Raw genomic sequence first — 12,725 nt, forward strand, 5'->3', positions numbered from 1 at the left:
TCACCTCTTTCAATTTTCGAAAAAAACAAACTGGAACGTTAGTTGTTTATTGTTCTCAAGCACTGTTCTTTATGTTGATTCTCTACGTGGTTCATGATCGTTCATTCCGTGATTCCGCCAGGCGGACCTCAGGGAAACCAAGTCTCAAGCTTCTAATCCTGCGTATTCCGATCATAACCCTCAAGTAATGTTAACATATCTGCATGTGTTATGGAAAAGAAAGATTGACGATATTGCAAAATGTACGTGTGGAGTGGACACTATCCAAAGTTGGCCGGGTGTATCGTAAGTTCGCTCGGGTTATGCTAGAATAGTAACGAAACACATTTATATATAGAAATGGTGATAACGATGTCCAAAGCAAATGAAAACACACGGGTCGTCGTTGGCATGTCCGGAGGTGTGGATTCATCCGTTACCGCATTGCTTCTGAAAGAGCAAGGTTACGATGTCATCGGCATTTTCATGAAAAACTGGGATGATACAGACGAGTTCGGCCACTGCACCGCTGAAGAAGATTCAGAGGACGTGCGCCGGGTGTGCGAACAGATCGGCATTCCATATTACACTGTCAACTTCGAGAAAGAATACTTTGATAAAGTATTTACCTATTTCCTTGATGAATATAAGTCGGGTCGTACGCCGAATCCCGATGTCATGTGTAATCGTGAGATCAAATTCGGTGAGTTTCTGAACAAAGCGCTGGATCTCGGTGCAGATTATGTAGCGACAGGTCACTATGCTCGTCTCATTGAAGAGGATGGCATTTTCAAGCTGCTCCGTGGTGTAGACAATAACAAAGATCAGACTTACTTCCTGAACGCTCTTAATCAAAAACAACTATCCAAAGCCATGTTCCCGATTGGTCACCTGCCTAAACCGGAAGTACGCAAAATTGCTGAAGCTGCCGGTCTCTACACAGCCAAGAAAAAAGATAGCACAGGTGTATGCTTTATCGGTGAACGCAACTTCAAGGAGTTCCTGAGCAACTATCTTCCAGCCAAAGGCGGAGACATGGTTGATATCGTGACAGGTGAAGTGAAAGGTCGTCACGACGGTCTGATGTACTACACTCTTGGTCAACGTCAAGGACTTGGCATTGGCGGTTCCGGCAACGGTGAACCTTGGTTTGTCGCTGATAAAAACCTGGAGAAAAACCAATTGCTCGTGGTGCAGGGCGACGCTCATGCCAGCTTGTACTCCACAGGTCTGACAGCAACAGGTGTTAACTGGATTGCAGGTGCGGAACATACACCAAATGTGCCTTTCCGTTGCACAGCCAAATTCCGTTATCGTCAACCGGATCAAGGCGTTACACTAACCTGGAAGGAAGACGGCAGCGTGGATGTACAGTTTGATCAACAACAAAAAGCGATCACGCCAGGACAAGCTGTTGTTTTCTACGACGGAGAAGTTTGCCTCGGCGGTGGTACGATTGATCAGGTGCAGAAAGTACCTGTACCGGCGATGCAATAACAGGCATTCCCTCTCACTTGATTGAGAGTGGTAAAGCCAATCCCCTGTATTCCTACAAAAAAAGCCGTCTTTCATGTAATACCATGAAGGATGGCTTTTTTCCTGCTTTTTTTTGCAATAAAATTAAAATAATTTAGTTATGCAGTTAACCAGACACCTGCCATACACCCTAACACACCTACCACGACAGAACTTACCACGTAAAGAATCGCTCTGGCATATCGCTGTTGTCCCATCAACGTTAATGTTTCGTAACCAAAGGTCGAGAAGGTCGTATATGCTCCGCAGAAGCCGGTTCCCCACACCACCCACATTGCGTCTGGCAAACTTCCTGCTTGATGCCCGCCATACAACATCCCCAGGAGAAGAGAGCCGCTGACGTTAATGATCCAGGTTCCCCAAGGAAAAGAAGTACCAAGTTTGCGGGAGACAACCTTTCCCAGACTGTAACGGAGTAGTGCGCCTAACACACCTGCTAGTCCAATCCAGATGATCACCTGGCATCACTCCCTTTTTGAGAGACAGCGAGCATTCCGTTTCCCAGCTTGATGCCCAGCGCGCAGAGTAGCAAGCCTGCCACTACACTTAGTAGGAGATAAGCCGCTGCTTTCATCCATTCTCCACCCTCCGATAAACGAACGATATCCAGTGTGAACGTTGAAAAGGTCGTGAAAGCCCCCGTAAATCCGGTCCCGATGGCGAGGCGGAGCTGCGGTGTTATTTTTTTCGGAATGGCGATGGTAAAAAACCAACCCAAAAACAGGCTGCCGATCGCATTGATCAACAGCACTGCCCATGGAAAACCTGTATTCGCCGCAGGTATCATCAGTTGAACGGTGTACCTGGTCAATGTGCCCAGGAAGCCACCGGCTCCGATATATGCTAATTCTCTCATTTCTACAGCTCCCTGCGACGCTGTTGGTTTAGCCTGATCTTTGACTCGTTCCCTTGCTCTGTCGCTTCATAAAAAACTCTTCGAGAGAGCTGTTTGGGCAGATACTCCTGCTTCACATAATGTCCCGGGTAGTTATGCGGATACTGGTATCCTTCATGTCCCAGCTTCGCGGCACCTGAGTAATGCGTATCTCTCAGATGAAGTGGAACCTCAGCCGACTTCACCTCATCAATGGCACTCATCGCTTTGGAGATGGCGGTATACACCGCATTGGATTTCGGACTTTCGACCGCAAACAGAATGGCTTGTGCAATATTCAGCTTCGCCTCCGGCCAGCCATTATTACGGTAAGCGTCCAGCGCTCCAATCGCCTGAGTCATCGCCTGGGGGTTCGCAAGCCCAATGTCCTCACTGCTCGCAGCAATCAGACGACGAATAAACGTCATTGGGTCCATACCCAGCTTCTCCACGGCATATAGAAACCAGAATAACGCTGCATCGCTCGAACCACGAATGCTTTTATGAAAAGCGGACAACACATCATACTGCGTGGACTCATCCGCTTTGACAATAGGACGGCGAATGGACTCTTCTGCGACAGCCAGCGTGATATGAACCGTTCCATCCTGCTCGGGCGGTGTAGTAAGTGCGGCAAGCTCCAACGCATTCAGGGCACGACGAATATCACCATTCGCCATCGTGGCAATGTGGGCCAGCGCTTCATCATCGGCTTGCAGTTCCATAAAACCAAGCCCTTTATCTGCATCGCTTAACGCTCTACGCATCGCAATCAGGGAGTGATCCTTGTTTAAGGATTCCAGCTGGAACAGAGTGGAACGGCTCATCAAGGCTCCATTTACATAATGAAAAGGGTTCTCCGTTGTTGCCCCGATGAAAATGATCGTGCCCTTCTCTACCGCTGGCAGCAGCGCATCTTGGCGTGAACTGTTAAAACGATGTACCTCGTCGAGGAACAGAATCGTTTTGGTTCCGTAGAGCTGTTTGTTTGTCTGTGCCTGCTCGATGACTTCGCGTACATCCTTAACAGAGGCATCCACGGCGTTCAGCCGTACGAATTGTCCTTGGGTATGTTGAGAAATAATATGGGCGAGTGTTGTCTTGCCACATCCTGGCGGGCCGTACAGTAAGATAGAGGAGATCTGATCCGCCTCAATAGCTCTGCGCAGTAGTTTTCCCGGTCCGATGATCTGTTCCTGCCCTATATATTCATCCAGATGCTCAGGCCGCATGCGGTCTGCCAGCAATCTGGCTTGTGGTTGTGTGTCCTGCTGAAACGAGAATAAATCCATGTACTTATCACTTCCTTAACGGATTGCCGATCTAATGCTAATCTAAATTGCCATGCAGTAGTGTATCTTTTGGATAACTTATGCTTTCTCCACTCGCTATCATATCACATTCCTGTGGAAGCATCGCCATAAAAGCCCCAAGCGCACTGCTGACAAAAGCATCCTTACGTGTAATAAATCGTGTCATCATACGGTTCATTCCAGCAGGAAGCGAATGTTTACGTAACAGACCGTTTTGAATTTGCTGGCTAATAACGATCTCAGGCAGTAAAGAGATGCCCATTCCAGAGGCTACGCCACTGATAATGGCCTCCAGCGTCCCAAATTCCATAATAACGGGCCTGTGAACACCGCTCAGAAGCATCCAGTCCTCCAAAATTTTACGGTAGGAGCACCCCAGACTGTAAACTAATATCGGCTTACGGGTTAGTTCATCCTCGGACAATGCCGGAGACGAAACAACAAACAGCTCTTCATCAAATACATCGATCGATTTAATATCAGGATGGTCACAGGAACAGCCAATAAATGCCCCTTCCAATTCATACGCAATGACCTGATCAATAAGCATCTGTGAGTGTCCTGTAGCCAGCGCAAGAGAGACGTCTGGGTACTGAGCGTAATATTTCGCTAGAAGACGCGGTAGCCTTACCGCAGCCGCCGTCTGTATGGAACCAATTTGCAAAGGACCCGCTGGTGTATTGGTAGCCTGAAGTGCTCTTGAAGCATCATTTAACAAACCAACGATCTTATCCGCATACGTTAGCAGCATCTCCCCCGCTGGAGACAGTGTCATTCCCCGATTGTGACGGATGAACAATGGTGTTCCTACCTCAGCCTCCAAATGCCGAATACGCGCCGTAACGTTAGATTGAACGTATCCCAACTTGACCGCAGCTCTAGTCAAATTCCCTTCTTGGGCTACACACTGAAATATTCGAAGATTCCCGCTCTCCATCTTGCCTCCACCCTGACATCATTCAAAATGATATCCAGTTCATTTGTAATCATTATACTCCATGGCAAGAGCGTACTACAATCATGACATACCCATTGAATTCAATCGTTCACTTTATTCGTTTAAGCTTATTCGTCTAGATCGTTAGCTCGTGTGTGATCTGCATGTCAAATCACATGATGGATTCACGATGGAGACACTTGTTCAATGGTTGATAGTAAAGAAGGAGTGTTTAAAATGTCATACTGGACAAATAGAGTCATTTTAATTACAGGCGGAGGAACAGGCATAGGTAGAGCTGTAAGTAAATTGCTGGCTGAACGCGGCGCATCGGTCGTTCTGAATTACTCTCGCTCACAGCAGGCTGCAGAAGAAACGGTTCAACATATCCTCAATCAAGGCGGGCGGGCAATCTCCATTCAAGCAAATGTTGCAAATGACACAGAGGTACGCCGAATGGTCAAAAAAGTAACCGATATCTATGGCCCCATCACTGACCTTGTGAATAACGCAGGCTTTACCCATCATATTCCCCTTAGCGACCTGGAGGCCATCACAGATGATATCTGGAACGAACTGATGGATGTGAATGTGAAAGGCATATTTTATTGCGCTCGTGCGGTAACGGAAAGTATAAAGCATGCTGGTAGCGGTGCAATCGTCAATCTGGGCAGCATAGCGGGCAGTACCGGTTCGGGTTCTTCTCTTCCCTATGCTGTATCCAAAGCAGCAGTCCATGGTCTGACTTTATCTCTAGCACATGCACTCTCCCCTTACATTCGTGTGAATGCCATCGTTCCCGGAGCTGTTGCCACACGTTGGTGGACTGGTAATGAGGAGCGTATGCACCAACTCGGCGGGCAATTACTGCTACAGCGAATCACGCAGCCAGAGGACATTGCCCAGATGATCTGTGCTGCTCTTGAATCGCAGTCCATGACAGGGCAGCTTATTACAGTGGATGGCGGACAGACCTTATGAGCGCTGCGAGTGGAAATTCTGTTAAGGCAGCACATGTACCTGCTTTCTTAAATCCAACCAAATACATCGTATTGATTATTGCAACAACACTTATTATGGGGACTTCTTTTCCTGTGGGCAAAATAGGTATGATGTACGCCCCGCCCTTTCTATTGATGGGCTTACGCTATATTTTGGCAGGCGGTTTGATGGCCTTAGCCCTACGGAAGCGACCTATACCAAGGAAATGGCGAGCATGGGGAAAAATCATTCTGATCGGCTTGTTCCAATCTGCGGGGGTGATGGGCTGCGCCTATTACAGCATGAACTGGATTTCATCCGGTGAGTCGGCCATTATTACATTCACGAATCCACTGATCGTCATTGTTCTCAGTGCGCTGCTGTATAATCTGAGCTATCGGTCAAGCCAATGGATTGGCGTAATTGTTGGGTTTGTCGGCATTTTGGTTACCTTTGGGTGGCATATGAGCTTCAGCCCCGGGACATGGATCGGTTTTGGCGGAGCGATTTCGTTTGCCGTATCCACCTTGCTGATTAAGCGTTGGGGTATCGATTATGATACTTTTGTGCTTACAGCTTATCAGATGCTTGCCGGAGGTTCAGCCTTGCTTCTGCTAAGTGCATGGACGGAGCAACCTCATTTTATAGTAACTACAGTCTCCATCCTATCGTTGTTATATCTAACACTGATTTGTTCCATCTTGCAGTTTTCCCTCTGGTTCTATCTTTTACAGAACAGCGATCCTGCTCAGACCAGCAGTTATTTGTTTCTCGCACCGTTCTTCGGCGTGCTTTCAAGCTGGTTTTTGATAGGCGAACAGGTTCAATGGTTTGTCGGGGCTGGAGGTGTACTGATCGGGTTAGGTATCTATCTGGTGAACCGCCGTTCAGCTAAGAAGAAACAAGACGCATCTCACTCTGTAACCTCTGGATAAAAATGCTGCGTTCATCTTCCTATGCAAAAAAGGCATGCGTCAGGATTAACCTGCGTCATGCCTTTGTATCTATATAACTTCGTACTACATGATCTATTCGACTATGAAACAGTCTCATCCGGCCAGTCCTGAATTGTAACCTGCTCTCCCTCAGGATTGTGCGTTGCCGCAGCATAGGCTGGCATGCTGCCATTGTGGAATAACCACAATTCGTGCAAAGCCCGTGTACAGCCGACATAGAGCAGTTTCGCATCACCCGCGCCAGGCAAATAGTGCTCCTGATCAACATCAGCTACAATTGCTGCATCGAATTCAAGCCCTTTGGACAGATACACTGGCAAAATAGAATGTCCGCCGCTGTACTGCTTTTTGCCGCCATCAATCAGGTTCAAATCCCAGCCCGTCGCCTGAAGCTCGCGATGAAGTTCTTCGGCTTCATGCAATGTTCGTGTCAGGATGGACACTGTTCGATAATCTTTTGAGGTAAGCATCTTCAGTGCCCGTTCCAGGCTCCCCGTTCGTCCCTCACTTCCATAAGCTAAGGTACGCACCGGATCACCGCTCCGGAACACGGGAATCGCCGTGATACCACTCTTCACACCCTGCTCCAGGATCGTATTGGCATAGTCAATGATTTCCATCGTGGAACGATAGCTTCGAGTTAAGGCAAAGTAGGCATTCTGTTCCTCTGGAAATAGTGAACTCATCTCTTCCCAAGCATGAACACCACGGTACTCATGAATACCTTGGGACAAGTCTCCCAAAATAGTGAAGGAATGCCCTTTCACAAACTGATCCAGCAGCGCAACATGAAATGGCGAGAAGTCTTGGGCTTCGTCAATGACAATGTGGTCAAAACGCTCCGACCCTTCAATGTCATGCACCAGCGTATGGATATAAACCAGTGCCGGCAAATCTTCTTCCCGAATGACATCTTTCTTCAGGTCTGCACCAGTTTGTTTCATGATCGCTTTGGGTATTAAGCTGCTTAGCTCGGCAGGTACAGCCCCGCCTTTCGCCGCCTTGAACAGCTGTTTGTACAAACTCATCGGATTGTACTCAGGCCACTTTTTGGCATAGGATTTCTCTCGCGTTGCTGCCTTTTTCTTACGTTCTTTACGCACCGTTTCTGGCATCGGCTTTTTCAATTCCATCTCAATCCAGCGGTGAATCCGTGCCATCACCCGTTCTTTGCGTTTCGCCAGCGGATAATGTTTGTACTCCGTACCAAACCAGTTTTCAATCTGCTGTTTACCAAGTAAGGCTCCATCCCACGGACTGAAATCAAGATCAGGCACAGACGCTTCTTCCATCCCCGATAACCACTCCCGAATTAGCTCCATAAAACGAATCGACCCTTTGTAACGTCCGGGAACATCATCGTTCAATTCAGGCCGTGTAGCAGGGGTTTCAAACCATGTATGCAGCGTTTCTGACGCATCTGCAAGCGGCAGTTCAAGCCCCAGCAGGTTCATCGCCCAGTCCGGGAACGTCTGCTGCTGAATATCCCCTACACCAAGCTCTGGCAACACATCCGAGATGTAATCCAGAAACATATGGTTGGGTGCAAAAATAACCATTTTCTCCGCCGACACCTGCTCCTTGTACTGGTACAACAGAAAAGCAAGGCGATGCAGGGCAACCGTTGTTTTCCCTGATCCGGCGACCCCCTGAATAATCAATGCGGTATTTCTCGCCGCCCTAATGATCTGATCCTGCTCGGCCTGGATCGTGGATACGATGTCCCGTAGTTTATTGTCCTTGTTTTCACCAAGACGGTACACAAGGAACTCATCGGATACGGCAGGTTGGTCGCTGTCCCGATTATACGTATCTGCCACCCGTTCCAGTATGCGCTGACGGATCACCACATTTCGTTTCAGATACACCAGACCTTCAATCAGCCCTTCAGGGGCTTCATACGTTGCGGAGGCTTCTCCTCCGGTAAAAGAGTAAAACAGGCTCGCGACAGGAGCGCGCCAATCGATGACAAGTGGATGCTCACCAATCTCTTCGCGGTCTACGCCGATTTTGCCAATATACAGCGGTTTGCGTGCACCACTGCCCTGCTCTTCGAAATCCAAGCGTCCGAAATAGGGTTGCAGCGCGCTCTTGGACAAGGCATTCCGGCGTTCTTCACGTCCGGCTTCCAGCACTTGTTCCGTGAAGTCGTGGCCGGTATAGACCGGAAAATTCCGCAGCCTTTCGAGCTGACGATCCACTTCTTCCATGGTTCGCACTAACCTGTACTCTTCTTCTTGATAGGCACTTTGAAAGCTGTCTGACATGTTTCAGTTACCTCCTAAGAAATAGTTAATTGTTCTGCATCGCTGTACATCGCGCAATACAAAAGGATATCCACTATATCACATAGGTCAACTGAAAGCCATATCGATTTTGCGAGTTATACCATGAAAGATGACAACAGCCCTTTGTTGCAGTACTAAAGCTATTTGAATTGGTAATTAATCACTGCACTGACAAGTGCACAGCAACCGAACAAAATAAACCACCAAGCCCATTTATTCCTGACATGCCTGCGTTTGCTATTAAATAAACCATAGACTCCTATGATTAATATTATAGAGGAAAAGGTTATGCCCACAATCCAGCCTGCCATTTGCATATCTCCTTCATTTTCATAAGATTACTCAGTTACCTTTTTTTAAATGAAAGGATCCCCCACGAATATCGATTTGAAATTGCCTTTTTCCATTTCTGTATGAGAATCGTTTAGGTTCACCCTCTAGGGGAGTCAGTTCAAAATCACTTTTTAATGAGCCTGATCTTTCGTTCAGCAGCACTTCAAAGCCTTCCTGATCTGGGATACATACTACGGCCTTCATTCCAGTGGATATAGAATGGAAACTATTTGGAGTTTGAAGACAATCCATATGAAGCTGCCTTCCTGTAGTCTTGGATTCCACATGTTGAAATTCCCCTGTAATTTCGATCTTGGATGAACTGGAGTGGAGAGTGAATCTATCTGCTTTCACATTACTTGCGTAGAAATCTGAGCCGGTTGCATATACCTCAAGCTTTTCCATGTTCCCAGATATCGTTAAGCTGCCCGAAGTGACTTTACATTGACAGCGACTAGCTTGAATTCCATTCATCGCAAGTTGACCTCCTGTTGTTTTCACTAGAATGGAATTTAAAACACGACGAGGAACGTGCAGCTCTAAAGCGGTCCGGCCAACATTAAATCCAATAAAACCTGCTTTTTTTCGTCCATCCACAATACTTAACTTATTGCTGTTGATACTTGGCTGCATTAATTTTCGCTCGGAATAAAACTTATCGGCATACTGCATAACGTGAATCAATTCATCGTCCCCCAAAAGTACATGAATATCACCTGACAACCAATCCAATTCAATGTCATCTATGGGTTGATTCACATCTATCGTTTTACAGAGGCTAAGTTCTCTCTTTTTCAACACTTTTCTTCGCCCCCTTCTTTGCCTTCTTTGCCTTCATCCCATATATCCTCCCGTGCTGGCATGCCGACTGGTAATACGTTGAATAAGTTGTTCACTTACGATATCCGCTCCCAAAAGCTTCATCATGTGCTGTAAAAACTTAAGTCTATCCAATGTCTGTGCCTGATCCCGTCCAAAAAGAAGAGGGTTGATCCAGATATTAACAAGCAGTATGAAGATTTCAGCACACTCCAGCGGATATTCGACAGAAATCGATCCATCACTCTTGCCCTGCTCCATGATATTGGCAATAATTCGTGCGTCTTTTAGAACCCCCTTCCTGATTCCACCAAGTACAAACTGAGGATTCTTGATCTGAGTGCTTAAAACCTGATCAATTGAGTTAGATTGAATTCCAGGATCAACGATAATATTTTCCAAAATACTGATGAGCTTCTGTCTGGCATTCGGAGCATGCGTGTTCTGGATGAGTTCCATAAACATGTCTTCTGCCCGCCCAAGTTCCTTCTCCATCACTGCACTAAGAATATCCTCCTTGGACTTGAAATGATGATATATTGCACCTTTAGACATACCTAATTCAACTATAATGTCTTGAATACTGGTCTTTTCATATCCCTTTTCGGTAAACATCTGAGTTGAGACTGCCAGAATCAGGTCCAGTGTCTGCTCAGGGTATTTATTTCTGGCCATAAGCTCCTCCTTATACATACCAACGGTCGGTATCTATAATATAGAGTATGTTAGCATTACTGTCAATATGAGGAATTTCAAAAAGACAAAAAAGGATTTCCGTTGAATTACCTTCATAGGGTAATTACGAAAATCCTTCTTCAATATAACCAAAAGTTACTCTTCACTTCCTATATTACCACTACTGGCCTCCATGCCTTCTTCATTCTGTGCGACAAACTGCTTTTGTGCAAGCTCACGATACACAGGATGTGTACTAATCAACTCCGCATGAGTTCCTGTTCCCGTCACATGCCCGTGCTCCAAAACAACAATCTGATCCGAATCTACAACCGTTGATAATCGATGCGCGATAACAATCGTGGTTCGCCCTTCCATCAGATTGGACAACGCCTGTTGCACTTCGTATTCCGAGGTACTGTCCAAACTCGATGTTGCTTCATCCAGCATGAGAATATCGGGGCTACGCAGCAATGCACGAGCAATGGCGATCCGCTGACGCTGTCCGCCGGATAATTTAATCCCTCGCTCGCCCACTTCCGTGTCGTAGCCTTGCGGCAATTTGTTAATAAAATCAGCCGAATATGCCATTTCCGCCGCTCTGCTGATCTCCTCCATCGTTACCTCACGATCCAGACCGTAGGTGATATTGTCTTTGATCGTACCTGCCATTAGCGGGCTTTCCTGTGAAACATATCCGATCTTGTTACGCCAGGAGGATAATGAATACTCTGCTATTGCTTCTCCCCCATATGAGATGTAACCGGAGTCGGGAACATAAAACTGCTCTAACAGCGAGAACAATGTTGATTTGCCGCTTCCGCTCGGACCAACAATGGCTGTTACTTTGCGAGTCGGAACGGTTAGATTAATGCCGTGCAACACTTCTTCACCTGTAACATAAGAGAAATGTACATCGTGAAAGGCAATCGTCTCATTCCCTTGTGGAGCCAGCTTGGTGCTGTGATCCGGTTCTTCCTCATCCGCAAGAATCGCCTGAATGCGCTCGGTGGCACCGACTACTTTTTGCAGACGTGAATACAGGGTGGTGAACTGCCCCATCGGCATAATGACCTGGAAGAGCAGCAGAATGAACGCAACCAGTTCCCCCGGTGATAAAAGCCCCGAAGCTACGCGCATACCCCCGACACCAAGAATAACAACGAGTACAGCCGTCATGACAAAAGTAAACAAGGGTCCGATCAATGCCAAAATACGGGCTTCCTGTAATCCAAAAGCAAACATTTTGCGAATGCGGGAATCACCCGCCTCCGATTCCTGTTTCTCCGTTCCGTATGCTTTCACCAGTCGAATCTCTCCAATAACCTGACTCAGTACAGACGTAAGTCCAGCCATCTCGTCCTGTTGCTTCTTCGAAATCTTGTACATCTTCTTGCCTACTGGCAGCAAAATCAGCATGGTCAGCGGCACCAGGCTCAGAATGATGAGAGACATGACCCAGTCCAGATAAAACAGCAGTGCCACGCCACCGATTACCGCAACGATGTTGGAGACAAATGATACGAGATAATCAGCAATGAGTGTCATAATTTGACTGGTATCATTCGTGATCCGGCTCATCGTATCCCCAGTACGATTTCGGTCAAAATATGGCATGCGGAGTGACAGTACCTTGTTCCACAGCTTGGTGCGAAGCGTCGCCACGACACGTTGCCCGGCATAGTTCAACATATAGATGCTGATGCCTGAAGCGATAGCTTGAATAACAAACGCTCCGAGTAGTAGAAAAATCACCGATTTGTTCAGTGCTGATGTGGTCAGCCCATCAATGAGGCCTTTGGTCATTAGCGGCACGATTAAACCGGCCGTTGTTTGAATCAATGTCAAAATGAGAGCCAGGGTCAGAATCAATTTTGGCGGGTTCGTAGATGCAATTAATTTAACAAAATCCTTGAATCCTTTTTTCCCTACTTTTGGCTCATCTGATTCCAACTTTTGCTGTTCTTCCATTCCCGTTCCTCCCAGCCGCTCTCTATCTCTTCATCCATGATCATACGTTCAAACTTACATGAA

11 protein-coding genes are annotated in these 12,725 nt (G+C 46.9%); 3 read left to right on the forward strand and 8 right to left on the reverse strand.

Features of this window, described 5'->3' with window-relative positions:
* Window positions 1–351: 351 nt before the first annotated feature.
* Window positions 352–1,476 carry a tRNA 2-thiouridine(34) synthase MnmA gene (gene mnmA / locus AB4Z30_RS07115; RefSeq protein WP_441924704.1) on the forward strand — a complete coding sequence of 375 codons (1,125 nt, stop codon included), beginning with the start codon at window positions 352–354 and terminating at the stop codon, window positions 1,474–1,476.
* A gap of 137 nt (window positions 1,477–1,613) precedes the next feature.
* On the opposite strand, the gene crcB (AB4Z30_RS07120) is transcribed toward mnmA, so the two are convergent.
* The 4 genes from crcB (AB4Z30_RS07120) to AB4Z30_RS07135 are packed head-to-tail and all read right to left on the reverse strand — an operon-like array spanning window position 1,614 to window position 4,639.
* A complete protein-coding gene (gene crcB, locus AB4Z30_RS07120) occupies window positions 1,614–1,973 on the reverse strand; it encodes a fluoride efflux transporter CrcB (RefSeq protein ID WP_441924706.1) in 360 nt (119 codons plus the stop codon).
* Entirely contained in the window at window positions 1,970–2,371 is a 402-nt protein-coding gene (gene crcB, locus AB4Z30_RS07125; RefSeq protein WP_441924708.1) for a fluoride efflux transporter CrcB, read from the reverse strand. The genes crcB (AB4Z30_RS07120) and crcB (AB4Z30_RS07125) overlap by 4 nt, the downstream gene beginning before the upstream one ends.
* 2 nt (window positions 2,372–2,373) lie before the next feature.
* Window positions 2,374–3,681, reverse strand: coding sequence for a replication-associated recombination protein A (locus AB4Z30_RS07130; RefSeq protein WP_441924710.1), 1,308 nt, complete (start codon window positions 3,679–3,681; stop codon window positions 2,374–2,376).
* A gap of 37 nt (window positions 3,682–3,718) precedes the next feature.
* A complete protein-coding gene (locus AB4Z30_RS07135) occupies window positions 3,719–4,639 on the reverse strand; it encodes a LysR family transcriptional regulator (protein WP_441924712.1) in 921 nt (306 codons plus the stop codon).
* A 237-nt stretch (window positions 4,640–4,876) separates the two neighbouring features.
* On the opposite strand from AB4Z30_RS07135, the gene AB4Z30_RS07140 reads away from it, so the two are divergent.
* Window positions 4,877–5,620 carry an SDR family NAD(P)-dependent oxidoreductase gene (locus AB4Z30_RS07140; protein ID WP_441924714.1) on the forward strand — a complete coding sequence of 248 codons (744 nt, stop codon included), beginning with the start codon at window positions 4,877–4,879 and terminating at the stop codon, window positions 5,618–5,620.
* The gene (locus tag AB4Z30_RS07145; RefSeq protein WP_441924716.1) at window positions 5,617–6,555 is read left to right on the forward strand and encodes a DMT family transporter; all 939 of its coding nucleotides are present in this window, start codon (window positions 5,617–5,619) and stop codon (window positions 6,553–6,555) included. The genes AB4Z30_RS07140 and AB4Z30_RS07145 overlap by 4 nt, the downstream gene beginning before the upstream one ends.
* 101 nt (window positions 6,556–6,656) lie before the next feature.
* Here the strand turns inward: AB4Z30_RS07145 and AB4Z30_RS07150 are convergent, their stop codons facing one another.
* The 4 genes from AB4Z30_RS07150 to AB4Z30_RS07165 all read right to left on the reverse strand — a co-directional run bounded on the left by AB4Z30_RS07150 (window position 6,657) and on the right by AB4Z30_RS07165 (window position 12,662).
* A complete protein-coding gene (locus tag AB4Z30_RS07150; protein WP_441924718.1) occupies window positions 6,657–8,843 on the reverse strand; it encodes a HelD family protein in 2,187 nt (728 codons plus the stop codon).
* 363 nt (window positions 8,844–9,206) lie between these two features.
* Entirely contained in the window at window positions 9,207–9,998 is a 792-nt protein-coding gene (locus AB4Z30_RS07155) for a DUF4097 family beta strand repeat-containing protein (protein WP_441924720.1), read from the reverse strand.
* A 33-nt stretch (window positions 9,999–10,031) separates the two neighbouring features.
* A complete protein-coding gene (locus AB4Z30_RS07160; protein ID WP_441924722.1) occupies window positions 10,032–10,691 on the reverse strand; it encodes a TetR/AcrR family transcriptional regulator in 660 nt (219 codons plus the stop codon).
* Between the two features lie 156 nt (window positions 10,692–10,847).
* Window positions 10,848–12,662 (reverse strand): ABC transporter ATP-binding protein, encoded by a 1,815-nt coding sequence (locus AB4Z30_RS07165; protein WP_441924724.1) that lies wholly within the window; start codon window positions 12,660–12,662, stop codon window positions 10,848–10,850.
* Window positions 12,663–12,725: the final 63 nt, after the last annotated feature.

Source organism: Paenibacillus sp. 2TAF8 (assembly GCF_052114825.1).
Classification (GTDB): domain Bacteria; phylum Bacillota; class Bacilli; order Paenibacillales; family Paenibacillaceae; genus Paenibacillus.

Bases quoted from the DNA above. Each gene is read 5' to 3' on its own strand.
- AB4Z30_RS07135 (WP_441924712.1), bottom strand. From the start codon at position 4,639: ATGGAGAGCGGGAATCTTCGAATATTTCAGTGTGTAGCCCAAGAAGGG.
- AB4Z30_RS07130 (WP_441924710.1), bottom strand. From the start codon at position 3,681: ATGGATTTATTCTCGTTTCAGCAGGACACACAACCACAAGCCAGATTG.
- AB4Z30_RS07145 (WP_441924716.1), top strand. From the start codon at position 5,617: ATGAGCGCTGCGAGTGGAAATTCTGTTAAGGCAGCACATGTACCTGCT.
- AB4Z30_RS07165 (WP_441924724.1), bottom strand. From the start codon at position 12,662: ATGGAAGAACAGCAAAAGTTGGAATCAGATGAGCCAAAAGTAGGGAAA.
- crcB (WP_441924708.1), bottom strand. From the start codon at position 2,371: ATGAGAGAATTAGCATATATCGGAGCCGGTGGCTTCCTGGGCACATTG.
- AB4Z30_RS07160 (WP_441924722.1), bottom strand. From the start codon at position 10,691: ATGGCCAGAAATAAATACCCTGAGCAGACACTGGACCTGATTCTGGCA.
- mnmA (WP_441924704.1), top strand. From the start codon at position 352: ATGTCCAAAGCAAATGAAAACACACGGGTCGTCGTTGGCATGTCCGGA.
- AB4Z30_RS07150 (WP_441924718.1), bottom strand. From the start codon at position 8,843: ATGTCAGACAGCTTTCAAAGTGCCTATCAAGAAGAAGAGTACAGGTTA.
- AB4Z30_RS07140 (WP_441924714.1), top strand. From the start codon at position 4,877: ATGTCATACTGGACAAATAGAGTCATTTTAATTACAGGCGGAGGAACA.